The organism is Variovorax sp. EBFNA2 (assembly GCF_033802765.1).
GTDB lineage: Bacteria > Pseudomonadota > Gammaproteobacteria > Burkholderiales > Burkholderiaceae_C > Variovorax > Variovorax paradoxus_H.
This window is the reverse complement of sequence record NZ_CP138496.1, coordinates 4544459-4566141: the sequence shown is the minus strand read 5'-3', so window position 1 is coordinate 4566141 and position 21683 is coordinate 4544459. Positions and strand designations below refer to the sequence as shown.

Sequence of the window (21683 nt, the reverse complement as noted above, 5' to 3'; positions counted from 1 at the left end):
TCAACGCCAGAACATCAGCAGCATCGCGACGAGCAGTTGGACGCCGAAGACCACGACGGCGCTGGCGACCATCAGCAGCGCCACGAAGCCGACGAAGTAGGCCGCGCGTCGGCCCCAGTGCGGCACGCTGGGTACGCAATACCAATAGAGCAGCGCGGCCATGCCGATGTGGCATGCCCCGATCACGTACAGGATGACGCGTGAGGCTTCGGGGGAAGCAAAAAAGACCGAGGTGCCCAGCCACAGGAAGAGAAGTTCCACCAGCGGGACCACGGTGACCCAGGCCAGCACGCCGAGCGCAAGGCGTTTCGCCGTCTTCATGGCAGGGCCTCGCTCTCGACGCAGTGGACGATGGGATGCGCCGGTTCCCGTCCGGTCGATTTCTGAGGGGCAGTCATGAATTTCCTCCGTGATGGCGTTTCGAATGGAACGCTCTGACGCCTGATCCTATCGGCGAGGGCTCGCGATAGCCATCAAATGAGAATTTCTCTCATCCATAATCCCCTCCCGCTTCCGCACACCGGAAGTGCCATCAGGCCGCCAGGAGGTGCGCCGCCAGAACATCCAAGGGTTTTGAATGAAGAGAGTTTGTGTGAGCCTCGCGCTCGCCGCCGTGCAGGCAGCGCACGCGCAATCCGTGCCTGCGTCCGCAAGCGAAGCGAGTGAGTTGAGCACCGTCAACGTCGAAGCCTCGCGTGCCAACGGCTTCCTGGCCGAGACGGTCGAGGCGGGCACGTTCCGGGGCGCGTCGGTCATGGACGTGCCGGCCACGGTCAACACGGTGACGCGCGAGGTGATCGAGCTGCAGGGCGCCACCGGCGTGTACGACGTGCTGCGCAACACGGCCGGCGTGACGCGCCAGCAGAACGGCGGCGACACCTTCGACCAGCTCGTCATCCGCGGCATCGCCGTGGAGAACCGCACCAACTACCGCCTCAACGGCGCGCTCGCGATTCCCAACGTGTCCGAGATCCCGATGGAGAACAAGGAGCGCGTCGAAGTGCTCAAGGGCGCATCGGCGCTGTACTACGGCTTCACCACGCCGGCGGGGGTCATCAACTTCGTCACCAAGCGCGCGGGGCGCACGCCCGTGACCTCGCTCGGGATGAGCGTCGACAACCAGGGCGGGCTGCAGGGGCAGGTCGACATCGGTCGCCAGTTTGGCGAGAACGACCAGTTCGGGCTGCGACTGAATGCGGCCGGCGGCCAGCTGGGCTCGACGATCGATGGTGTCGACGGCGACCGCAAATTCGTCTCGGCCGCGCTCGACTGGCGCGTGAACCGGCGGCTCACACTGAAGGCCGACATCGAGCACTACCGCAAGCGCATCACCGAGCAGGCCGGCATCGCGCGGCTCGCGGCCGTGAACGGCGTCATCGCGCTGCCGGCGCTGCCCGATCCGCACAAGCTGCTGGCGCCACCCTGGGCCGTGTTCGAGGCCGAGGTCACCAACACGCAACTGCGCGCCGACTACGCCTTGAGCGACAACTGGGCGATCAGCGTGGAAGCCGGCCATTCCGAGGCCGAGCGCGACCGGCGCCTGGCGCAGTTCAGCAACTACAACGTGCGCACCGGCATCGGCCGCCTCACGGGCAACGTGCAGCATCTTGAGCAACGCTCCGACTTGCTGCGCACCGAGCTGTTCGGCACCTTCGCCACCGGCCCGCTGCAGCACGAGCTGACGCTCGGCGCGGCGCGCAGCGACAAGACGCAGGCGCCGGTCTTCCAGCGCAACTACGGCGGCGCGACCACGCTGCAGAACCTCTACAACCCCGTGCCCATCGGCGCGCTGGCATTGAGCGCGATGCCGTCGCGGCCCACTTCGGGCGCGCAAGACAGCGAGGAGCTGGGCCTGTACGCGCTCGACCGCATCACCTTCTCGCCGCAGTGGCAGCTGGTGGCCGGCTTGCGCCATACGCGCTACCAGAGCTGGCAGGGCGCGAGCGCCACGCTGCCGGCCCTCGACTACAGCGTGCGCAAGACCACGCCGCTGGCGGCGCTGAGCTACAAGTTCACGCCCGATCTCATGGCCTACGTGTCGTACTCGCAGGGCGTGGAAGAGGGCGAGGTCGCGCCGGCCGGCACCGCCAACCAGAACACGCGCATGCCGCCGGGCGTGAGCCGGCAGAAGGAAGTCGGCCTGCGCTGGCTGACCGGCAGCGGCACGCTGTTGTCGGGTGCGCTGTTCGACATCGAACGGCCCGGCGCCTACACCGACAGCGCCAACACCTTCGTGGCCAGCGGGCGCCAGCGCTACCGCGGCTTCGAGGTGTCGGCGCAAGGCCGGCTCACGCCCGCGCTGGCGTGGCAGCTCTCGGCTCAGTGGCTCGACGCCGAGTTCCGCCGCATCAATGCGCAGTACGACGGCAAGCGACCCGAGAACACGGCGCGCACCACGGCGAGCGCGTTCCTCTCGTACGACATCGCGGCGGTGCCGGGGCTGTCGGTCAACGGCGGCGCGTACTTCACCGGGCGGCGCCCGATCGACGACCTGAACCAGGGCTTCATCGGTGGCGCGACGGTCTTCGGCCTTGGCGCGCGCTACGTCGCGCAGCTCATGGGCAAGCGCACCACCTTCCAGCTGAACATCGACAACGTGGGCGACAAGCGCTACTGGTCGGCGGCCGGCACGCGGCTGGCGGTGGGCACGCCGCGTACGATCAAGGCCCTGGTCAAGGTCGATCTTTGACTCGTTGAGTGAAGTCCCCGCCGCGGCGGGGCTTTCTGTTTTTCGCTTCCCCTTCTTTCTGCTGTCTGTTTTTCATGGCCTTGCTGCGTCGCGTCTGGTTCCAGATCCATTGGTTCATCGGCATCACGGCGGGCAGCGTGGTGGTCGTCATCGGCCTGAGCGGCGCGACGCTGTCGTTCCGCGCCGAGATCACCGACCTGCTGAACCCGACCCCGGCGGCGGCGGCCGCACCCGCCTTGGCACCGCCTGCGCTCGTCGCGCGCGTGCAGGCCGAGATGCCGGGGCGGCGCATTTCGACCGTGGCCGTGTCGACCGAGCCCGGGCGCGCCGCGCGCATCGGCTTTGCGCCGCCGCCCGGCGAGCGGCGCGGCGAGACGCGCTTCGTCGATGCCACCACCGGCGCGCTGCTGCCCGATCCCGTGGGCGAGCACTTCTTCGAGTTCGTCGAAGAGCTGCACCGCTGGCTCCTGCTACCGCGCGACGACGGCAAGCCCATCACCGGTTCTCTGGCCGGCCTGTTGCTGCTGCTCGCACTGTCGGGCCTGTACCTGCGCTGGCCGCGCCGCCCCTTCGCGTGGCGCCAGTGGCTGCGCATCGACTTCGCGCTGCGCGGCCGCGCCTTCCTGTGGAACCTGCATGCGGTGGTCGGCACCGTCGCGCTGCTGGCCTACGTGGTGTCGACCACCACGGGCATGTACTGGGCCTTCGACGGGCTGCGCAAGGTGGTCGACGGCGCCGTCGGCGAAGCCCGCGTGATGCGCGCCGAACGCGCGCCGGCCGATGCGCCGGTGACGCTCGACCTGGCGCGCGTCTGGCAAGCATTCACCGACACCACGCGCGGCGACTGGACCCAGGTGACGCTGCGGCTGCCCGCGCGCAACGGCACGCAGGTGGAGGCCGTCTACCTGCGCACGCACGCCGAGCACGAGCGCGCGCGCAACCGCTTGTACCTGCAGGCCGCGACTGGCGAGACGCTGCGCCACGAACGCTATGCCGACAAGCGGCCCATGGGCCGCTTCGTGAACAGCATCTATCCGCTGCACATGGGCACCTACTGGGGCCTGCCGGGGCGCATCGTGATGATGCTCACCAGCCTGGGGCTCGCGCTCTTCGCGATCAGCGGCTGGATGATGTACCTCGGCCGGCGCCGCACCGCGAAGGCCGTGCGCGCCGAGCGTGCGCGGCTCGATGCGGCCGCCGTGCCCGCCACCTCGGGCGATGCGGGGCAGGTGCTGGTCGCCTTCGCGAGTCAGACCGGCCATGCCGAGCGCCTCGCGCTGCAGACGGCGGGTGCGCTGCAAGCCGCCGGGGTTGCGGCGGTGGTGCGGCCCGTGTCTGCGTTGAGCGCTGATGCGCTGCTGCATTTCCGGCAGGTGCTGTGGGTCGCGAGCAGCTTCGGCGAGGGCGATCCGCCCGACAACGCGCGCGCCTTCGCCCGTGCGTTCGCGCGGCAAAGCGGCCCGGGGTTGCGCCATTTGCGCTACGGCCTGCTCGCACTCGGCGACAGCCACTACGCCACCTTCTGCGGCTTCGGTCGCAAGCTCGACCACGACCTTCGCAACCAGGGCGCGCAGCCGCTGTTCCCAATGATCGAGGTGGACGGCGAAGACCCGCTGGCGCTCGCACGTTGGCACAATGCGCTGCGCGAGAGCTTCGGGGTGCGCGACGCCACGTGGCCCGCATCGGACGCAACGCCCGCACCGCGCTTCGACGCATGGCGGCTCGATGGCCGACGGCTGCTCAACGCCGGCAGCCAGGGCGATCCGCTGTTCGAGATCGAACTGCGGCGCGTCGATGGCAATGACGCAGCGAACTGGGCGCCCGGTGCGCTGGTCGAGATCGTGCCGCGCCAGATGCACGACGACGGCGCCCCGGCGCCCGCGCCGCGCAGCTACTCGGTCGCATCGATTTCGTCCGACGGCGCCGTCCAACTGCTGGTGCGGCAGGCGCGGCACGACAACGGCCTGGGCGTGGCCTCGGGCTGGCTCACGGTCGGCGCGCCGATGGGTGCGGAGCTCGCGCTGCGCCTCGTCGCCAACCCGGGCTTCGCGCTGCCCGACGATGCGCGGCCTTGTGTCTTCATCGGCAACGGCTCGGGCTTCGCGGGCCTGCGCGCGCTGCTGCGCGAGCGTGCACGCCGCGGGCATGGCCGCAACTGGCTGGTGTTCGGCGAACGGCAGGCCGCGCACGACGGCTTCGGCGCGGAGGAAGTCGCGGCATGGCAGGCCGGTGGCCTCGTGGCGCGCGCCGACTTCGTCTACTCGCGCGACCAGGCGCAGCGCGTGTACGTGCAGGACCGCCTGCGCGATGCCGCCGAAGCGCTGAAGCAGTGGGTGGACGAAGAGGGCGCGATCGTCTTCGTGTGCGGCAGCCTCGAAGGCATGGCGCCGGGCGTGGACGCAGCGCTCATCGAGGTGCTGGGCGAGAGCGGCATGGACGCGCTCATCGCCGAGGGCCGATACCGCCGCGACGTGTATTGATCAGCCGGGCGGAAAGTCCACGCCCGGCTCACCCGTCTGCCAGGGCACGTACTTGTGCATGACGCGCGTGAACAGATCCGACGCGGTCCATCCCGTGAGCCAGGCCTGCAGGCGTGGCCATGGTTGCGCATCGAACCAGGCCATATCGACCATCGCGAACTGGCGCACGAAGGGCATGAGTGCCGCATCGGCCAGCGTGGCATGCGCGCCGGCCAGCTGTGCCGACATCGCGAGCCTGTCTTCGAGCCCTTGCAGGAAGCGCGCGCCCTCGTCGCGTGCGGAGCCTTCCGATGCGGGGTAACGCGCCGGGTACTTGTAGCGGTCGAGCAGCGGCTTGAAGTCGTTGTCGCAGGCGGCGATCAACGCGAGCAGGTCATCGAGCGTGTCGCGCTCCGGGGCCAGCCAGCGCAGCGGATCGTGGCGGCGCAGCGCCCACAGCATCACGTCCAGGCTTTGCTCCAGCACCGTCGCGCCGCTGTCGAGCACCAGCACAGGCACCGTGCCCTTGGGCGAGGCCGCGAGCATCTCGGCGGGCTTGCGCTTCAGCTCGATCTCGCGCAGTTCGCAATGCTGTTCGCTCGCCACCAGCGCGAGCCGGGCCCGCATCGCATACGGGCAGCGGCGGAACGAATAGAGCACGGGGAGGGCGGAATCGGGCATGCGAACGAAAGATGAACAAGGGAAGCCGGCCGATTGTCGAACCATCGGGCCGGGGCGCGCGGCGGCGGGTTTTTCCTCACAATCGACCGCCATGGGCGAACGTCTTTTCCTCCGGCTCCACGACGACCCGCTGCACGGGCCGGAATCGGGCGTGCCCGACGACACGCTGCAGGTGCTGCCGGTTGCGCCGGCCCTGCAGTCGCATGTCTCGCACCTGATGATGTACCGCGAGACCTTCGCGCCCGGCCACGAGATGCGCGAGCGCGTGCTGCCCGACGGCGCGATCCGTCTCGTCTTCAACTTCGGTGATGCGCCTTCGGCCGACGACGCGCCGGGCCAGGCGGTCGAAGCCATCGGCGCGTTCGCGGCGCCCGCCGTAGTGCGGATGCGCGACACGGTCGAAGGCCTGTCGGTGGCGCTGCGTCCCGGCGCGGCAGCCGTGTTGCTCGGCGTGCCGGCCGGCGAGATCGCGGGCCGCGCGGTGCATCTCGACGAACTCTGGGGCGGCGAGGGCACGGCGCTGCTCGCGCAAATGGCCGACGCGCACGGCGATGTCGCACGCGCCGACCTGCTGCAGCAGGCGCTGATGAAGCGGTTGCAGAAAGCCGGCGACAGCGCACCGCCGGCCGCCGCCATGCACGCCGCACGGCTCATCGCCGCCGCCGACGGGCGCCAGGCCTTGCGCGAGGTCGCGCAGGCCGTCGGCGTCGGCGAGCGCCGGCTGCAGCAGATCTTTCATGCGCACGTCGGGCTGTCGCCGCGCGCCTGGGGCCGGCTCGCGCGGCTGCATGCCTGCCTGCGCGCGCTGCGCTTGCACAGCGCGCCGGCCTGGGCCGACATGGCGCTGGACCACGGGTTCTACGACCAGTCGCACCTCGTCAACGAGTTCCGCGCCCTGTGCGGCGTGACGCCCACCGAGTTCCTTGGGCGCCGGGTTTCGGTTTCTTCCAAGACGGCGCGCTGAGGCCGGCCTATCGTGGCGGCTCGTCCTGCCAAAGGACTCTCACCGAACGAAGGAGCAACCAAGAATGACAGAAGCCCCCTCCACCCCTGACGCCTCGCTTCGTCCGCTGGCGGGCCGCGTGGCCGTGGTGACCGGCGCCAGCCGCGGCGCGGGCCGTGGCATCGCGCAGGAACTGGGCGCGGCCGGCGCCACCGTGTACGTGACCGGGCGCAGCACCCGCGGGCGGCCGGCCGACAGCTACGGACAGCTGCTCGCGCTGTCCGAGCTGGCCGCCTTGCCCGGCACCATCGACGACACCGCCGACGAGGTCACGCGGCTCGGCGGGCGCGGCATCGCCGTGGCCTGCGACCACACGCAGGAAGACGAGGTGGCGGCGCTGTTCGCGCGCGTCGAGCGCGAGCAGGGCCGGCTCGACCTGCTCGTGAACAACGCCTGGGGCGGCCACGAAACTTTCACGGGTGTCTTCGAGGCGCCGTTCTGGGAACACCCGCTGTCCAACTGGGATTCGATGTTCGACCGCGGCGTGCGCAACCACCTCGTGGCCAGCCGCTGCGCAGCGCCGGGCATGGTGGCGCGCAAGCAGGGCCTGATCGTCACCACCACCTTCTGGGACCGCGGCCACTACCTGCGCGGGAACCTGTTCTATGACCTCGCCAAGGCGTCGATGACGCGGCTGGCCTTCGGCATTGCGCAGGAGTTGCAGCCGCACGGTGTGGCGTCGGTGGCCGTGTCGCCGGGCTGGATGCGCACCGAGTTCGTGCTCGCGGGCCACAAGACCGACGAGGCGCACTGGCAGGAACGCCCCGCGCTGGCGCGCACCGAATCGCCTCGCTACCTGGGCCGCGCAGTGGCCGCGCTGGCGGGCGATGCGCAGGTGCTCGACAAGACCGGCCAGGTGCTGCGCGTGGGCGACCTCGCGCGTGCCTACGGCTTCACCGACATCGACGGCCGGCACGTCGAGCCGTTCGAGATGTAGGCCGAGCTACGACAGTTCGCGCACGTCGATGCGAAAGCGCAGCTCGGGCGCGCCGCCGAGCCCGGGCTCGGTGATGAACTCTTCGACCAGCACACCGCCGTTGGCGCGGATCACGCGCTGCGAGGCGAGGTTGTCGGGGCTGGTCGTGATCTCGACGTGGTCTAGGCCGATGGCGCGCGCATCGGGCAGCAGCGCGCGCAGCGCGGCGGTGGCATAGCCCCGGCCGCTTTTCCACGGCACCACGCCGTAGCCGATGTGGCCGAGGCAGTACGAAGGCAGGGCGTTGGTGCCCGGCTGCCAGCGCAGCTGGATGCTGCCGCAGAACTCGCCGTCCCACAGCCAGCGCCGGTAGCCCGGCAACCGGGGCACGGTGCCGCCGGTGGGCAGCGCGATGGGCGGGCCCTTGGCCTCACGGTCGACGAGGCCGGCGAGAAAGCCTTCGGGGTCGGTGCGGATCAGCGCCAGTTCTTCGCGGCCGGCTTCGGCCCGCAGGTTGTTGGGCGACCAGCCGCGCTCCAGTGCGGCGATGTAGCCGGGCAGGTGCTCGGGCGACGGCCAGACGAGTTGCAGTGCGGAGAGGGGCATGGGAAACGGTCCTTGTGGTCCTTGTCTTTGAAGATCAGTACGAACGCAGGGCGATGCCCCAGCGCCCCTCGGCCTGCACGACGATCCAGAGGTTGGCGTGCGTGCTGAGCACCGCGCCGGCTGCATCGCGCCGCGTGTAGTGCACGACGAAGTGCACCTTGTCGTGGCTCACGAGCACGGGCTCCTTCTTCTCGTACTGCGTGCGCGCCCAGCCGCCGGCCTTGAGCGTGTCGAAGAGATCGACCGGGTGCTGGCCGGGCACGGGCCAGTCGAGCCGTTGTGCCCCCGAGAGCATCGTGTGCGGAAAGTGCAGCTCGGCGTCCATGCCGCGCGTGTCCGAAGCGTTGAAGGCCGCCGTGAAGCGGTCGAGGCAGGCCGACGCGGCCTCGACGATGGCGGCGTGCGGTGCGTCGGAGGGCGGCGGGGCGACGAAGGCGGAAAAGTCGGTCATGCGTCGGATGGTAAGGCGAGCGTGCGGCCGGGATGTGCGTGGCGATATAAATGCAACCGAGTTGCGACAGTTCATATAATGCAACTCCATTGCATTTGAAGAACGAGTCCCTCATGGCCGATCGCCTTCCCGTCACCGTGCTGTCCGGCTTCCTGGGCGCTGGCAAGACCACGCTGCTCAACCACATCCTGCACAACCGCGAGGGCCGCCGCGTGGCGGTGATCGTCAACGACATGAGCGAGGTCAACATCGACGCCGCGCTGGTGCGCGAAGGCGGCGCCGCGCTGTCGCGCACCGACGAGAAGCTGATCGAGATGAGCAACGGCTGCATCTGCTGCACGCTGCGCGAAGACCTGCTGATCGAGGTCAAGCGGCTCGCCAAGGAAGGGCGCTTCGACCAGCTCGTGATCGAGTCGACCGGCATCTCCGAGCCGCTGCCCGTGGCCGAGACCTTCACCTTCGCGGGCGAAGACGGCCAGAGCCTGGCCGACGTGGCGCGGCTGGACACCATGGTCACGGTGGTCGATGCCTTCAACTTCCTGCGCGACTACGGCTCGTCCGACAGCCTGGGCCAGCGCGGCCAGTCGCTGGGCGACGAAGACACGCGCACGGTGGTCGACCTGCTGATCGAGCAGATCGAGTTCTGCGACGTGCTCGTGGTCAACAAGACCGACCTCGTGACGGCGGAAGAACGCGCGCGGCTGATGGCCATCTTGCGCAGCCTCAACCCGCGTGCGCGCATCGAGGAATCGGAGTTCGGCCGCGTCGCGCTCGACCGCGTGCTCGACACGGGCCTGTTCGACTTCGAGCAGGCCGAGCAGGCGCCCGGCTGGCTGGCCGAACTGCGCGGCGAGCACGTGCCCGAGAGCGAGGCCTACGGCATCCGCAGCTTCGTGTACCGGTCGCGCCTGCCGTTCCATCCGAAGCGCTTCTGGGACCTGGTGCAGAGCGAGTGGGAGGGCGTGGTGCGCTCCAAGGGCTTCTTCTGGCTCGCGAGCCGCCCGACCCGCGCGGGTTCGTGGTCGCAGGCCGGCGGTGCCTGCCGCTACGGCGTGGCGGGCCTGTGGTGGGCAGCCGTGCCGCGCGAACACTGGCCGACCGACCCCGACGGGCTCGAACTCATCCGCAAGAACTGGGACGACGCCACCGGCGACGCGCGCCAGGAGCTGGTGCTGATCGGCATCGACATGGACGAAGCGGGCCTGCGCGCACGGCTCGATGCCTGCCTGCTCACGCCGAACGAGATGCGCTTCGGCCCTTCGTGGTGGCAGAACCTGCCCGATCCGTTTCCGTCGTGGAACGCGTAGGGAAGTTCAGTCGGCGGCGCTGCCGGACTGCAGGGCCTGCTGCACCAGCCGCGCCATGGCCGATGCGTTCTCGCTGCCGACGGCGGCCAGCCCCTGCACCGTGCCTTGACGGTCCGGCAGGGCCTCGTCCTGGCTGGCCTTGAGCTTGCCCTCGAGGCGGTCGATGGGGATCTCGATGCCCACCACGGCGCGCGCCAGCTTGCGGATGAAGGCTTCGGGCGCGTCGGTGGTCTGCCAGGGCACGGGCTGGCCGGCCTCGTTCGCCGCGGTGAGGCGCGCGAGCAGGTCGAGCAGCCAGGCCTCGTCGTCGATGGCGCGCGCGATGCCGTGCGCGTGGGCAACGGCGTAGTTCCAGGTCGGCACCACCTGGCCGTGTTCGGCCTTGCCGGGGTACCAGCCGGGCGTGATGTAGGCCTGCGGCCCCTGGAACAGCACGACCGACGGCGCCGACGCATCGAGCTGGCGCCACACCGGGTTCGCGCGCGACACGTGGCCGAGCAGCGTGCCGAACGGGCCGCGCGAGCGGTCGAGCAGAAAGGGCAGGTGGTTGGCGACCAGCCCATCGGCGGCCGGCACGACCCAGGCGCCCAGCGGATGCGCGTCGATCAGCGCGTGGCTCGCGCCGAGGTCGGGCTGGCGGTGATGACGGGAGACGTACACGCGCGGCTCGCCGCTAGCGCGCGCAGTCGCCGCACATGCCGTGCAGCGTGAGCGCCGTGTGCCGCGTGTCGATGCCCTGCTTGCGCAGCGCCCTGCCGAGCCGGCCCATCACCTTGGGCAGTTCGGGGTCGGAGGGCAGCGCCAGCACCTTGTGGCACTGGTCGCATTCGAAGGTGTTGCCCGAGGCGGTGTCGACGTGCCGTGCGAAGCGGTTGACCCGGTCGGCGGCCACGCGGCGGTCGCACAGGCCGGCTTCGACCAGCCGGTCGAGCACGCGGTAGAGCGTGACGCGGTCGGGCGGTTCGCCCGTGGCGGCGGTGTAGGCGGCGGCCACTTCCTCGTGGGTCAGCGGCTGCGAGCCGTGCTCGAGCAGTTCGAGCACGGTCTGGGCGGCGCGCGTCACGCGCAGCCCGCTGCCGCGCAGCAGCGCCTCGCTGTCGAAGGCGGGGGCAGGCGACGATGTCTTCGGGGGCGGGGTGGGGGTCTTCATGCGAAACGCCATTGTGTTGCATCCGGCGCGTCCTTGCGACGGCAAGGGCGCGCAGAGAAACCCGCACGCCGGATGTTGCGAGGTGCAAGTCAGCCAACCGGCCGTTTCGCGGCGGCCCGGGGTGCCCGAATGCGCTAAGGTCCGGACATTCGCATTCCTGAATACCTTCGTTGACCATGTCCCGTCCTCCCATCGAAATCGAAACCGCCCCGAACCCCACCGCCACGGTGGTCCTGATGCACGGCCTGGGCGCCGACGGCAACGACTTCGTGCCGATTGCGGGCGAACTCGACCTGTCGGCCGTGGGCCCCGTGCGCTTCGTGTTTCCCAATGCGCCGGTGATTCCGGTCACGCTGAACAACGGCTACCAGATGCCGGCATGGTTCGACATTGCCGGGGCCGATTTCAACGTGCAGGAAGACGCCGCGGGCCTGCGCCGCTCGCAAGCCACCATCGAGGCCGTGATCGCGAACGAGAAGGCCCGCGGCATCGCCGCCAGCCGCATCGTGGTGGCCGGGTTTTCGCAGGGCTGCGCCATGGCGCTGCTGACCGGCCTGCGCCACACCGAGCGCCTGGGCGGCATCGTCGGCCTGTCGGGCTGGCTGCCGCTGGCGGCGAGCACCGCGGCCGAGCGCCATGCGGCCAACCACGACACGCCCGTGTTCCTCGGCCATGGCCGGCAGGACCCGATGGTGCCGCTGGCACGCGCCACGCAATCGCGCGACGCACTCACCGCCCTGGGCTACAGCGTCGAATGGCACGAGTACGCGATGGCGCATTCGGTCTGCATGGAAGAAGTGGCCGACCTGAACGCCTTTTTGCTGCGCGTGCTGCGCTGACGCGCCAGCGGGCCGCTGCGGCAACCCACGAGACAGACAGAGAGACACGGAAGGAGACCGCCATGATCCTCGTCATCGGACACGCCCTCGCCAAGGCCGACACCCTGCAGGCGATGTTGGCCATCAGCGTGGAGCACGTGCTGCGCTCGCGCGCCGAGCCCGGCTGCATTTCGCACGACGTCACGACCGACGTGCAGGACCCGCTGCGGCTCACCTTCGTGGAGCGCTGGAACGACATGGCGGCGCTGCAGGCGCACTTTCGCGTCGACGCATCGCGCGCTTTCGCCAAGGCGCTCGCGGCCATGGCCGACGGCATGCCGTCGATCCATGTCTACCAGTCGGACGAGATCGACCTGTCGGCAGGCCGCGCCAAGGCCTGAGTTTGGCCCCCGTTTCGCACTGGAATGCGCGTGATGTTTGAGAAGGCAGCTATGAAAAAGGTAGCAAAAAACAGCATAGCCGGATGCGGGATTCCCTGCTTCAGCAGTGCCAGTCCGCCCGTGCTACCTTCCAGCCCCACAGAAGATTGATGGGTCATAAGAACATGAGCAACAGATTGCAGGAGAGGCTGGGCGCACTCCCGGCCGCGCGATTGAAGGGCATGCGTCGCGGCATCGAGAAGGAAAGCCTGCGCGCGTTGCCCGACGGCAAGCTGGCCCTCACGCCGCATCCGCTGGCGCTGGGCTCGGCGCTCACACACCCGCACATCACGACCGACTTCAGCGAGTCGCAGCTCGAACTCATCACGGGCGTGCACGCGGGCGTGGAGTCGGCCATTGAAGAGCTCACGCGGGTGCACCAGTTCACCTACCGCGTGCTCGACCAGCTCGGCGACGAGCGCCTGTGGGTGTCGAGCATGCCCTGCGGCCTGCCGACCGACGAGACCATTCCGATCGGCCGCTATGGCTCGTCGAACGTGGGCCGTGCCAAGAGCGTGTACCGCATGGGCCTGAGCCACCGCTATGGCCGCCGCATGCAGACCATTTCGGGCATCCACTACAACTGGTCGTTGCCCGATGTGTCGAGCGAAGAGTACTTCGCGCTCATCCGCAACTTCCGCCGCCACGCCTTCCTGCTGCTGTACCTGTTCGGCGCCTCGCCGGCCCTGTGTTCGAGCTTTGTCGCGGGCCGCCCGCACGCGCTGCAGCCACTGGGCGACGGCAGCATGTACATGCCGCACGGCACCTCGCTGCGCATGGGCCCCCTGGGCTACCAGAGCGAGGCCCAGGCGTCGCTGGCCGTGAGCTACAACAGCCTGGAAGGCTACGGCGCTTCGCTGCAGGACGCGCTCACGCGTCCGTGGCCGGCCTATGAGGCCATCGGCATCCGCAACCTCGGCGGCGACTACAACCAACTGGGCACCAGCCTGCTGCAGATCGAGAACGAGTTCTACGGCACCATCCGCCCCAAGCGCGTCATTCATTCCGGCGAGCGCCCGCTGCATGCGCTGCGCGAGCGCGGCGTGGAGTACGTCGAGGTGCGCCTGATGGACCTCGACCCCTTCGAGACCGTCGGCATCAACGCGCAGACCATGCGCTTCATCGACGTGTTCCTGCTGCACTGCCTTTTGAGCGACAGCCCCGACGACACGCCGCAGGAAATCGCCGACCTGGCGCAGAACCAGCACCTCACGGCCGCGCGCGGCCGCGAGCCGGGCCTGAAGCTGCGCCGCGACGGGCGCGAAATCGGCTTGGCCGATTGGGGCCTGGAACTCGTCGAACAATGCATGCCAATTGCCGCCGCGCTCGACGCGGCGCAAGGCGGCACGCAGCACGTCGACGCGGTGCGTGCCGCCCGGGCCGGCCTCGAGAACCCCGACAGCCTGCCGTCGGCGCGCGTGCTCGCGGCCATCGAGCAGCAGCACGGCAACTCGTTCGTCGGCTTCGTGCGCGCCCAATCGGAGCAGACCCGCGCCGCGCTGCTCGCGCTGCCGTTCTCGGCCGAGCAGCAGGCGGAGTTCGAGCGCATGACGGCCGAGTCGATCCAGGCGCAGAAGCGCATCGAGGCGGCCGACACCATGCCTTTCGAGATCTACCGCGAGCAGTACGTCTCGCCGGCGCGCCTGGGCATGGCCCCCGGCCGCCTGCCGGTCGCCGCCTGAAGCGACGGCCGGGCGGCGCGCACCGACAGCGCCGCTGGCCGATGGCCTACAGCCATTGGCCTGTCCGGCTCACCGCAGTGCAGTGGGTAACCCGGAAGATGGCGTCATGCGCAGCCAAGCTTCGGATCCGGGACACTCACCATGACGCTCCATGCCTACCTGGTCGAGGACAGCCCCGTGATCCGCGAGAACCTCGTCGGCTTTCTCGAGGATGTGGCCGATGCGCATGTGGTCGCGTCGGCCAGCACGGCCGACGAAGCGCTCGACTGGCTGAGCCACCACCAGCGCGACTGGGACCTGGCCATCATCGACTTGTTCCTGCAGCGCGGCAACGGGCTGGCCGTAATCCACGCCTGCCGCCACCGCGCCCCGCACCAGAAGGTGGTGGTGCTCAGCAACTACGCCACCGCCGACATGCGCCAGCGCTCGCAGCAGCTGGGCGCCGACGCCTTCTTCGACAAATCGGCCGAGCTCGACCAGCTGGTCGCGTACTGCGCCACGGTCCAGCCGTCGCATGGGTGACTCGCCGCGGGGCTGCGCGGGCGCGAACGGGGCGGGGAACTGAGGTAAAACGCCGGGTTGCCGCCCCGCGGCGCCCGTCTTTTCCAACCCCCAACAGACAGCGAGCAGAGACCTCATGAGCAACAGCACCTCCATCGACTTCCAGGGCCGCGTGGCCATCGTGACCGGCGCGGGCGGCGGCCTGGGCCGCCAGCACGCGCTGGCGCTGGCGGCGCGCGGCGCCAAGGTGGTGGTCAACGATCTGGGCGGCGCACGCGACGGCTCCGGCGGCTCGGTCAGCGCTGCGCAGGCGGTGGTCGACGAGATCAAGGCGGCCGGCGGCGAGGCGATCGCCAATGGCGCTTCGGTGACCGATTTCGAGGCCGTGCAGGCCATGGTCCAGCAGGCGGTCGACGCCTGGGGCCGCGTCGACATCCTGATCAACAACGCCGGCATCCTGCGCGACAAGAGTTTCGCCAAGATGGAGCTGGACGACTTCAAGCTCGTGGTCGACGTGCACCTGATGGGCGCCGTGAACTGCACCAAGGCCGTCTGGGCGCTCATGAACGAGCAGAAGTACGGTCGCATCGTGATGACCACGTCGTCGTCGGGCCTGTACGGCAACTTCGGCCAGAGCAACTACGGCGCTGCCAAGCTGGCGCTGGTGGGCCTCATGCAGACGCTGAGCATCGAAGGCGCCAAGAACGACATCCGCGTGAACTGCCTGGCGCCCACCGCTGCCACGCGCATGACGGAAGACCTGTTCCCCAAGGAAATGCTCGAGGCCTTCCGCCCCGAAGCCGTGGTGCCCGCGATGCTGGTGCTGGCCGCGCAGGACGCGCCCAACCGCACCATCCTCTGTGCCGGTGCCGGCACCTTCGAGGCCGCGCACATCACGCTCACGCAGGGCGCCTGGCTGGGCATTGCCGCCGACACGCCCGAGCAGCTGGCCGCGCGCCTGTCGGAAGTGACTGCGCGCGAGGGCGAGGCCGTGCCGCAGAGCGGTGCCGCCCAGGGCGCGAATGAAGTGGCCAAGGGCATGGCGAACGCCGGCCGGGGCTGAGCCGCGCTGCGGGCCTGAGAGGGCCCGCGCTGCCTGGCGGGCCCTGGTGGAAGCGCCGGGCTATTCGGCGACGAAGCCTTCGCCGTCCTTGCGGATCGAATCGCGTGTGCGGTGGTTGAGGCGGCCCAGCGTGTTGTCGAGCAGGCGCTTGAGCTTGTCGGCCGCGCCGCGGAAGGCCTCGTCGAGGCTGGCAGCGTGTTGTGTCACCGCGAGCGGCTGGTGATGCGCCAGGCGCGCCTCCATCACGCAGCACTTGTCGCCGGCGCCGGCCTTGTCGTGGTTCTCGTCGCTCAGGTGCACCTCGACGCGCGTCACGTCCTCGACGAAACGGCTCAGGTGCTGCTTGATCTCGGTGTCGGCCCAGCGCTCCAGCGTGTCCTTGTTGGTGATGCCATTGCTCGTGTTGACCTGAATCTGCATTGCGGATGTTCCTGCTGGATGGTGAACAAGCCTTCACTGTGCACCTGAAGAGTACCCCTGTGCGTAGGTGCGATGCCCTTATCAGCCTGGGCTCAGGCCGGCGCGTCAACTTTGGATGTACGAGGTCAGCTGCGTGATGGTCTGCTCGTGCTCGGAAATGATGTCGTCCATCAGGTCTTGAATCGAGATCATGCCGACCACCTTGTCGCCGTCGACCACGGGCAGGTGGCGAAATTTGCGTTGGCTCATGAGCGCCATGCAGGCGTGGGTCTGGGTCTGCGGGGTGACGGTCATCACGTCGGGCGTCATGATCTCGGCGACCTTCACCTCCTTGGAGTTCTTGCCCTGCAGCGCCACCTTGCGGGTGTAATCGCGCTCGGACAGAAAGCCCACGAGCTTCTCGCCGTCCATCACCATGAGCGCGCCCACTTCGAAATGCGCCAGCGTGGCCAGCGCGTCGAACACGCTGGTGTCGGGCGCGGTGCGCCAGGCGGCGGAATCGTGGCGCTTGAGCAGTTCGGAGACAGGTTTCATCGCGGGCACTCCATTCAGGGGTTTCGATCCGGCCGACGCATGTGGCGGTGCCGTGCTTCGGACAAATCATAGGGGCGGAACCGCCCCGCGCGATGCAAAAACCTGCGGGGTGTTGCGCGTGTCACGCCGTGCACACGAACCCCGGCGACTTTCAGAGGGAACTCAGGGCGCGGTGGCGAGCACGCGGCTCAGCGCCACGGCGTCGCCCACGACGTTCTTCACGAGGCCCTTTTCGTCGAAGGCCACCTGGAACTCCGACCAGCTGTCGCGCCAGTAGCGCCACACCGGCGCGTCCAGGCTCGGGTTCTCGCCGGCCACCGGGTAGCCGATGGCCATGAGCACCTGTTCGCGCGTCATGCCGGGCATCACCTTGCCCGCGACGATGGCCGCGCCGACCGCGGGCGGGAAGCTCGCGATCTTTCGCTTCGGGTCTTCGGTGACCACGTAGCGCTTGGCGAAGTCGATCAGCGTGATGTTGCGGCTGTAGTCGTTCTTGATGCGCTGCGGCTTGCCTGCGAGATCGACGTTGAAGAAGCGGAAGTCGTAGGCCGTGATGCGCGCCGGCGTGCCCACGGCGACGATGCGCGTGCCCTGTTCGTCGTAGTTGATGTCGCTGATCGAGTCGCCGTACGTGCGCATGTTGCAGCACAGGAAACCGTCGGTCAGCGGGCCGGGCGGCGGCGACGGGCGCTGGGCATGCGCCACGGTGGCGGACAGGATGGTGGTGGCCGCGAGCAGGGCGGCGGCGGCAAGGCGCTGGACCATGAAAGGATCTCCCTCGTTGTGACTTTTTGAAACGGCTGCAGGCGCAGCCGCGCGGATTCTAGGGGTGATCGGGCAGCCAGAAAGCCAGTGAATACGCCAGTTGGCGCTATCAAAAGTGAAGCATCGAGGAATCCGGCCGTTTCCCGGTTCACAATGCGCACCCGGCCTGCGAGGCCGGTCCCCTTCCAGACAGCGCGAAAGAAAGAGCATCCATCGATGGCGATCCAGTGGTTCCCCGGTCACATGTATTCGACCCAGAAGGCCATCACCGAACGGGTGAAGGACATCGACGTGGTGATCGAGCTGCTCGACGCGCGCCTGCCCGGCTCCAGCGCCAACCCGATGCTGGCCGAACTCACGGCCGGGCGGCCCACGCTGAAGGTGCTCAACAAGCAGGACCTGGCCGACCCCGAGCGCACGAAGCTTTGGCTCGCGCACTACAACGCGCTGCCCGCCACGCGCGCCATCGGGCTCGATGCGAGCCAGACCACGCCCGCGCAGCAGATCGTCAAGGCCTGCCACGAGCTGTCGCCCAACCGCGGCGGCATGGCCAAGCCGATGCGCGTGCTGATCTGCGGCATTCCCAACGTGGGCAAGTCGACCCTCATCAACACGCTGACGGGCGGACGCAAGGCCAAGACCGGCGACGAGGCCGGCATCACCAAGCTCGAGCAGCGCATCACGCTGGCCGACGACTTCTACCTGTGGGACACGCCCGGCATGCTGTGGCCGCGCATCATCGTGCCCAAGAGCGGCTACAACCTCGCGGCCAGCGGCGCGGTGGGGCGCAATGCTTTCGATGAGGAAGAGGTGGCGCTGGAACTGCTCGACTACCTCAAGGCGAACTACGCCGAGGGCCTGGTGGCGCGCTTCAAGCTCACGGAACTCGACGCGGCCACGCTGGCGTCCATGAAAGACGAGGACGTGCTCGATACCATCGGCCGCAAGCGCGGGGCGCTGCTGGGCAAGGGCAAGGTCAACCTGCAGAAGGCCGCCGAAATCGTGATGCACGAGTTCCGCGCCGGCAACCTGGGGCGCATCACGCTCGAGACGCCCGAAGAGTTCGCGCAATGGCTGGCCGCCGGCCAGCGCGCCGACGCCGAGCGCGCCGCGAAGAAGGCGGCGCGCGGCAAGAAGGGCAAGCAGAAACCAGAGGCGACCGAAGCGGACGCCAGCCGCACGGCAGACGAGTGAAGGTCTTGCGCGCGGCACGCTGAAGGCCGCGCGAGCCGCCCCTATCATCGAGACATGCAACGTCTCACGCGCCAGCGCAACGCCGTTTTCTCCGCCTTCAGCGACGCTGGCCGCGTGCTGACCGCCCCCGAAATCCTTGAACACGCACGGGCCATCGTGCCCGAGATCAGCCTGTCGACGGTGTACCGCCAGGTCGCGCTGCTGTTGGCCGACGGCGAGATCGCCAAGGTCGAGCTGCCGGGCGAACCGGCGCGCTACGAAGTGGCCTGCAAGGCCGACCCGCACGACCACCATTCGCACGGCGCCGGCGAGAGCGGCGATGCAGGGCGCCACCACCATCACTACTTCCATTGCTCGCACTGCGGGCAGGTGTTCCTGCTGCACGCGTGCCCGGGGCCGATGCACGACCTGGCGCCCAAGGGCTTTCAGGTGACGCACCACGAGGTCACGCTGCATGGCCTGTGCGCGGTGTGCGTCGAGGCCGGTGCGAAAGCACCCAAGGCGCACCCGCCGCACTGACGGCAGTGCGGCCCCGGAGTGCCGGGGAAGGTCGATAAAGTTATTGAGAATGAATTCGCAATAACGTATATTCGCGTGTCCGAACGAACTCCCCGGTCACGTCCATGCAAGTCCTGTCCTCGCTCAAAGAAGCCAAGAAGCGCCACCGCGATTGCCAGGTGGTGACGCGGCGCGGCCGCACCTACGTCATCTGCAAGTCCAACCCGCGCTTCAAGGCGCGGCAGGGCGGCGCGAAAAACAAGAACAAGCGCTGACCGCCTGGCGGCGTCGCCGCCAGCCTTCATTTCCCCTCGATGACCGCATCGGCGTGCGAACGCCGGGGCGTGTCTGCGCGCGTCTTTCCTTTCTTTCTTCCATCGGAATCCCTCCGCCATGCTCCGAGCCTCCGGCCTCACCAAACGCTACGGCGCGCACACCGCGCTGGACCGTCTCGACCTCGACATCCGCGGCGGCGACATCTACTGCCTGCTGGGCGCCAACGGCGCGGGCAAGACGACGACCATCAACCTGTTCCTGAACTTCATCGCACCGACCGACGGCACGGTGGAGATCAACGGCACCGACGTCACGCGCCATCCGGTCGCGACCAAGCAGGACGTGGCGTACATCCCCGAGCAGGTCACGCTGTACGGCACGCTCTCGGGCTTGGAGAACCTGCGCTTCTTCGCCGGCCTGGCGCTCGGCCACGAACTGCCGCGCGAGCGCCTGCTCGCGCTGATGACCGAGGTGGGGCTCGACCACTCGGCCGCCGACAAGCGCGTCAGCATGTACTCCAAGGGCATGCGGCAGAAGGTGTGGATCGCGGTGGCGCTGGCCAAGCAGGCCAAGGCGCTGCTGCTCGACGAGCCCACCTCGGGGCTCGACCCGCATGCCGCGGCAGAGTTTTCCGACCTGCTGCGCCGCGCGGCCGACCGCGGCGTGGCCGTGCTCACGACCACGCACGACTTGTTCCATGCGCAGCAGACCGCCACGCGCGTCGGGATCATGAAGCGCGGCCGGCTGGTCGACAGCCTCGACGGCGCGCAGATCGGCCAGACCGATCTGCAGTCGCTCTACCTTCAACACATGAGGGCCTGACGAGATGCTGATGCGCTGGATCGCCCGACGCGAATTCACCGAACGCCTGCGCGACGGCCGCCTGTACTGGGCCGGCGGACTCGTGGCCGTGCTGCTCTTCACCGCGCTCGCCGTCGGCTGGGCGCACCAGCGCGGCGCGCATGCCGAGCAGGTGGCCGCGCAGGCCATGGACTACCGCGACTGGCTGCACCAGGACAAGCGCCACCCGCACGATGCCGCGCACCAGGGCATGCATGCCTTCAAGCCCGAACCGCCGCTGTCGATGGTCGATGCGGGCATCAACCCCTACATCGGCAGCACCGTGTGGCTGCAGGCGCACCGCCAGAGCGAGGTCAAGTTCAATGCCGCGCAGGACGCGACGGGCCTGCAGCGCTTCGGCAATTTGTCGGTGGGCTGGATCCTGCAGGTGCTCGGCCCGCTGCTGGTGATCGTGCTGGGCTTCAACGCCTTCGCGGGCGAGCGCGAGCAGGGCATCCTGCGCCAGACGCTGAGTCTGGGCGTGGCGCCGCTGCGCCTGCTGGCCGGCAAGGCGCTCGCGCTGTCGGCGCTGCTCGCGGTGCTGCTGGTGCCGGCGGCGCTGGTCGCGGCCGTTGCCGTGGCGGTGGGCGCGGAACCCGGCGGGCGCATCGATGCGCTGCTGCGGCTGGGCGCCTGGTCGCTGGGCTACGCGGTGTACCTCGGCATCTTCGTGTGCCTCGTGCTGGGCGTGTCGGCGCTGTCGGCCACCTCGCGCATGGCCATCACCGTGCTGCTCGCGCTGTGGATCGGGCAGGCCGTGATGGCGCCGCGCGTGCTCTCCGAACTCTCGCGCACGTGGTTCCCGAGCCCGACGCGGCTGGAGTTCAACCAGGCGCTGGGCGCGGAACTCAAGGCCGTGTCGAACCAGGTCTGGCAGCAGAACTTCGGCACCACCGAGCGCTGGGGCCGCGACGTGCCGCTGAGCAAGTGGGGCATCGCGCTGCGCCTGGACGACCAAGCCTCGTACCCCGTGTACGACCGCCACTACGGCCGCCTGTGGGACACCTGGGAACAACAGCAGAAAGTGCAGGAGTGGAGCGGCCTGCTGCTGCCGCTGCTCGCGGTGCGCAGCTTCTCGATGGGCATGGCGGGCACCGACTTCTCGCACCACCGCCGCTTCACCACGGCGGCCGAGCAGCATCGCCGCAGCATCCAGGACCTGATGAGCAAGGACCTCGTGGCGCATGCCGATCCGCTCGGCGACCGCCACTTCTCCTACCAGGCCCCGGCCGACCTCTGGGCCACCGTGCCGCCCTTCGACTACCACCCGCCGGGGGCGGGGTGGGCGCTGCGGCACCAGGCGCGCAGCTTCTTCGTGCTGTGCGTCGGCCTGCTGCTCGCGGCGGCGTTCGCGGCCTTCGCCACCTTGCGCCAGCGCGCGCTCTGAGAG

At 69.1% G+C, this 21683-nt stretch carries 24 protein-coding genes; 15 read left to right on the top strand and 9 right to left on the bottom strand.

Going from position 1 to position 21683, the window contains the following annotated elements; translation table 11 throughout:
- Positions 1-321, bottom strand: coding sequence for a hypothetical protein (locus RZE79_RS21455; RefSeq protein ID WP_319356738.1), 321 nt, complete (start codon positions 319-321; stop codon positions 1-3).
- Between the two features lie 256 nt (positions 322-577).
- On the opposite strand from RZE79_RS21455, the gene RZE79_RS21450 reads away from it, so the two are divergent.
- Together RZE79_RS21450 and RZE79_RS21445 are read left to right on the top strand one after the other, a co-directional pair.
- Positions 578-2689, top strand: coding sequence for a TonB-dependent siderophore receptor (locus RZE79_RS21450; RefSeq protein ID WP_373696496.1), 2112 nt, complete (start codon positions 578-580; stop codon positions 2687-2689).
- A 74-nt stretch (positions 2690-2763) separates the two neighbouring features.
- On the top strand, positions 2764-5169 hold the full coding sequence (locus tag RZE79_RS21445) for a sulfite reductase flavoprotein subunit alpha (RefSeq protein WP_319356736.1): 2406 nt from the start codon (positions 2764-2766) through the stop codon (positions 5167-5169).
- On the opposite strand, the gene RZE79_RS21440 is transcribed toward RZE79_RS21445, so the two are convergent.
- Positions 5170-5829: a glutathione S-transferase gene (locus tag RZE79_RS21440; protein ID WP_319356735.1), complete on the bottom strand. Its 660-nt coding sequence runs from the start codon at positions 5827-5829 to the stop codon at positions 5170-5172.
- A gap of 91 nt (positions 5830-5920) precedes the next feature.
- On the opposite strand from RZE79_RS21440, the gene RZE79_RS21435 reads away from it, so the two are divergent.
- Both RZE79_RS21435 and RZE79_RS21430 read left to right on the top strand, forming a co-directional pair.
- Entirely contained in the window at positions 5921-6793 is an 873-nt protein-coding gene (locus tag RZE79_RS21435; RefSeq protein ID WP_319356734.1) for a helix-turn-helix transcriptional regulator, read from the top strand.
- A gap of 64 nt (positions 6794-6857) precedes the next feature.
- Positions 6858-7769: an SDR family oxidoreductase gene (locus RZE79_RS21430; RefSeq protein WP_319356733.1), complete on the top strand. Its 912-nt coding sequence runs from the start codon at positions 6858-6860 to the stop codon at positions 7767-7769.
- 6 nt (positions 7770-7775) lie between these two features.
- Here RZE79_RS21430 and RZE79_RS21425 read toward each other — a convergent pair whose 3' ends face one another.
- Together RZE79_RS21425 and RZE79_RS21420 are read right to left on the bottom strand one after the other, a co-directional pair.
- Positions 7776-8354 carry a GNAT family N-acetyltransferase gene (locus tag RZE79_RS21425; RefSeq protein ID WP_319356732.1) on the bottom strand — a complete coding sequence of 193 codons (579 nt, stop codon included), beginning with the start codon at positions 8352-8354 and terminating at the stop codon, positions 7776-7778.
- Positions 8355-8388: 34 nt separating this feature from the next.
- Positions 8389-8805 (bottom strand): hypothetical protein, encoded by a 417-nt coding sequence (locus tag RZE79_RS21420; protein ID WP_319356731.1) that lies wholly within the window; start codon positions 8803-8805, stop codon positions 8389-8391.
- Between the two features lie 113 nt (positions 8806-8918).
- On the opposite strand from RZE79_RS21420, the gene zigA reads away from it, so the two are divergent.
- Complete coding sequence (gene zigA / locus RZE79_RS21415) at positions 8919-10112, top strand: zinc metallochaperone GTPase ZigA (RefSeq protein WP_319356730.1); 1194 nt, start codon at positions 8919-8921, stop codon at positions 10110-10112.
- Between the two features lie 6 nt (positions 10113-10118).
- Here the strand turns inward: zigA and RZE79_RS21410 are convergent, their stop codons facing one another.
- Together RZE79_RS21410 and RZE79_RS21405 are read right to left on the bottom strand one after the other, a co-directional pair.
- The gene (locus RZE79_RS21410) at positions 10119-10772 is read right to left on the bottom strand and encodes an FMN-binding negative transcriptional regulator (RefSeq protein WP_319356729.1); all 654 of its coding nucleotides are present in this window, start codon (positions 10770-10772) and stop codon (positions 10119-10121) included.
- Between the two features lie 13 nt (positions 10773-10785).
- Positions 10786-11262 (bottom strand): transcriptional repressor, encoded by a 477-nt coding sequence (locus tag RZE79_RS21405; protein WP_319356728.1) that lies wholly within the window; start codon positions 11260-11262, stop codon positions 10786-10788.
- 176 nt (positions 11263-11438) lie between these two features.
- On the opposite strand from RZE79_RS21405, the gene RZE79_RS21400 reads away from it, so the two are divergent.
- The 5 genes from RZE79_RS21400 (at position 11439) to RZE79_RS21380 (ending at position 15766) form a co-directional block, all read left to right on the top strand.
- Positions 11439-12101 carry a dienelactone hydrolase family protein gene (locus tag RZE79_RS21400; protein ID WP_319356727.1) on the top strand — a complete coding sequence of 221 codons (663 nt, stop codon included), beginning with the start codon at positions 11439-11441 and terminating at the stop codon, positions 12099-12101.
- Positions 12102-12163: 62 nt separating this feature from the next.
- Positions 12164-12481: a putative quinol monooxygenase gene (locus RZE79_RS21395; protein WP_319356726.1), complete on the top strand. Its 318-nt coding sequence runs from the start codon at positions 12164-12166 to the stop codon at positions 12479-12481.
- Positions 12482-12645: 164 nt separating this feature from the next.
- The gene (gshA, locus tag RZE79_RS21390; RefSeq protein WP_319356725.1) at positions 12646-14202 is read left to right on the top strand and encodes a glutamate--cysteine ligase; all 1557 of its coding nucleotides are present in this window, start codon (positions 12646-12648) and stop codon (positions 14200-14202) included.
- A gap of 141 nt (positions 14203-14343) precedes the next feature.
- A complete protein-coding gene (locus RZE79_RS21385; RefSeq protein WP_319356724.1) occupies positions 14344-14724 on the top strand; it encodes a response regulator transcription factor in 381 nt (126 codons plus the stop codon).
- A 115-nt stretch (positions 14725-14839) separates the two neighbouring features.
- On the top strand, positions 14840-15766 hold the full coding sequence (locus RZE79_RS21380; RefSeq protein WP_319356723.1) for an SDR family NAD(P)-dependent oxidoreductase: 927 nt from the start codon (positions 14840-14842) through the stop codon (positions 15764-15766).
- A gap of 60 nt (positions 15767-15826) precedes the next feature.
- Here the strand turns inward: RZE79_RS21380 and RZE79_RS21375 are convergent, their stop codons facing one another.
- From RZE79_RS21375 to RZE79_RS21365, 3 genes are all read right to left on the bottom strand, one after another.
- Positions 15827-16186, bottom strand: a complete 360-nt coding sequence (locus tag RZE79_RS21375; protein ID WP_319356722.1) for an HPF/RaiA family ribosome-associated protein — start codon at positions 16184-16186, stop codon at positions 15827-15829.
- 105 nt (positions 16187-16291) lie between these two features.
- Complete coding sequence (locus tag RZE79_RS21370) at positions 16292-16720, bottom strand: CBS domain-containing protein (protein ID WP_153282906.1); 429 nt, start codon at positions 16718-16720, stop codon at positions 16292-16294.
- A 162-nt stretch (positions 16721-16882) separates the two neighbouring features.
- Positions 16883-17485: a cell envelope protein SmpA gene (locus RZE79_RS21365; protein WP_319356721.1), complete on the bottom strand. Its 603-nt coding sequence runs from the start codon at positions 17483-17485 to the stop codon at positions 16883-16885.
- A 216-nt stretch (positions 17486-17701) separates the two neighbouring features.
- Between RZE79_RS21365 and ylqF the strand changes: the two genes are divergently transcribed.
- From ylqF to RZE79_RS21340, 5 genes are all read left to right on the top strand, one after another.
- The gene (gene ylqF, locus RZE79_RS21360; protein WP_319356720.1) at positions 17702-18679 is read left to right on the top strand and encodes a ribosome biogenesis GTPase YlqF; all 978 of its coding nucleotides are present in this window, start codon (positions 17702-17704) and stop codon (positions 18677-18679) included.
- A 54-nt stretch (positions 18680-18733) separates the two neighbouring features.
- Positions 18734-19198 (top strand): transcriptional repressor, encoded by a 465-nt coding sequence (locus RZE79_RS21355; RefSeq protein ID WP_319356719.1) that lies wholly within the window; start codon positions 18734-18736, stop codon positions 19196-19198.
- Between the two features lie 104 nt (positions 19199-19302).
- Entirely contained in the window at positions 19303-19452 is a 150-nt protein-coding gene (gene ykgO / locus RZE79_RS21350; protein WP_013542562.1) for a type B 50S ribosomal protein L36, read from the top strand.
- Between the two features lie 118 nt (positions 19453-19570).
- The gene (locus RZE79_RS21345; protein ID WP_319356718.1) at positions 19571-20275 is read left to right on the top strand and encodes an ABC transporter ATP-binding protein; all 705 of its coding nucleotides are present in this window, start codon (positions 19571-19573) and stop codon (positions 20273-20275) included.
- Positions 20276-20279: 4 nt separating this feature from the next.
- Positions 20280-21680, top strand: coding sequence for an ABC transporter permease subunit (locus RZE79_RS21340; protein ID WP_319356717.1), 1401 nt, complete (start codon positions 20280-20282; stop codon positions 21678-21680).
- Positions 21681-21683: the final 3 nt, after the last annotated feature.

Excerpts from the sequence above, each read along its gene's own strand:
- RZE79_RS21375 (WP_319356722.1), bottom strand. The coding sequence starts at position 16,186 with ATGCAGATTCAGGTCAACACGAGCAATGGCATCACCAACAAGGACACG.
- RZE79_RS21380 (WP_319356723.1), top strand. The coding sequence starts at position 14,840 with ATGAGCAACAGCACCTCCATCGACTTCCAGGGCCGCGTGGCCATCGTG.
- RZE79_RS21405 (WP_319356728.1), bottom strand. The coding sequence starts at position 11,262 with ATGAAGACCCCCACCCCGCCCCCGAAGACATCGTCGCCTGCCCCCGCC.
- ykgO (WP_013542562.1), top strand. The coding sequence starts at position 19,303 with ATGCAAGTCCTGTCCTCGCTCAAAGAAGCCAAGAAGCGCCACCGCGAT.
- RZE79_RS21395 (WP_319356726.1), top strand. The coding sequence starts at position 12,164 with ATGATCCTCGTCATCGGACACGCCCTCGCCAAGGCCGACACCCTGCAG.
- RZE79_RS21345 (WP_319356718.1), top strand. The coding sequence starts at position 19,571 with ATGCTCCGAGCCTCCGGCCTCACCAAACGCTACGGCGCGCACACCGCG.
- RZE79_RS21370 (WP_153282906.1), bottom strand. The coding sequence starts at position 16,720 with ATGAAACCTGTCTCCGAACTGCTCAAGCGCCACGATTCCGCCGCCTGG.
- RZE79_RS21425 (WP_319356732.1), bottom strand. The coding sequence starts at position 8,354 with ATGCCCCTCTCCGCACTGCAACTCGTCTGGCCGTCGCCCGAGCACCTG.
- RZE79_RS21385 (WP_319356724.1), top strand. The coding sequence starts at position 14,344 with ATGACGCTCCATGCCTACCTGGTCGAGGACAGCCCCGTGATCCGCGAG.
- RZE79_RS21445 (WP_319356736.1), top strand. The coding sequence starts at position 2,764 with ATGGCCTTGCTGCGTCGCGTCTGGTTCCAGATCCATTGGTTCATCGGC.
- RZE79_RS21450 (WP_373696496.1), top strand. The coding sequence starts at position 578 with ATGAAGAGAGTTTGTGTGAGCCTCGCGCTCGCCGCCGTGCAGGCAGCG.
- RZE79_RS21365 (WP_319356721.1), bottom strand. The coding sequence starts at position 17,485 with ATGGTCCAGCGCCTTGCCGCCGCCGCCCTGCTCGCGGCCACCACCATC.
- RZE79_RS21400 (WP_319356727.1), top strand. The coding sequence starts at position 11,439 with ATGTCCCGTCCTCCCATCGAAATCGAAACCGCCCCGAACCCCACCGCC.
- RZE79_RS21355 (WP_319356719.1), top strand. The coding sequence starts at position 18,734 with ATGCAACGTCTCACGCGCCAGCGCAACGCCGTTTTCTCCGCCTTCAGC.
- RZE79_RS21455 (WP_319356738.1), bottom strand. The coding sequence starts at position 321 with ATGAAGACGGCGAAACGCCTTGCGCTCGGCGTGCTGGCCTGGGTCACC.
- ylqF (WP_319356720.1), top strand. The coding sequence starts at position 17,702 with ATGGCGATCCAGTGGTTCCCCGGTCACATGTATTCGACCCAGAAGGCC.
- RZE79_RS21435 (WP_319356734.1), top strand. The coding sequence starts at position 5,921 with ATGGGCGAACGTCTTTTCCTCCGGCTCCACGACGACCCGCTGCACGGG.
- RZE79_RS21340 (WP_319356717.1), top strand. The coding sequence starts at position 20,280 with ATGCTGATGCGCTGGATCGCCCGACGCGAATTCACCGAACGCCTGCGC.
- RZE79_RS21440 (WP_319356735.1), bottom strand. The coding sequence starts at position 5,829 with ATGCCCGATTCCGCCCTCCCCGTGCTCTATTCGTTCCGCCGCTGCCCG.
- RZE79_RS21430 (WP_319356733.1), top strand. The coding sequence starts at position 6,858 with ATGACAGAAGCCCCCTCCACCCCTGACGCCTCGCTTCGTCCGCTGGCG.
- RZE79_RS21420 (WP_319356731.1), bottom strand. The coding sequence starts at position 8,805 with ATGACCGACTTTTCCGCCTTCGTCGCCCCGCCGCCCTCCGACGCACCG.
- zigA (WP_319356730.1), top strand. The coding sequence starts at position 8,919 with ATGGCCGATCGCCTTCCCGTCACCGTGCTGTCCGGCTTCCTGGGCGCT.
- gshA (WP_319356725.1), top strand. The coding sequence starts at position 12,646 with ATGAGCAACAGATTGCAGGAGAGGCTGGGCGCACTCCCGGCCGCGCGA.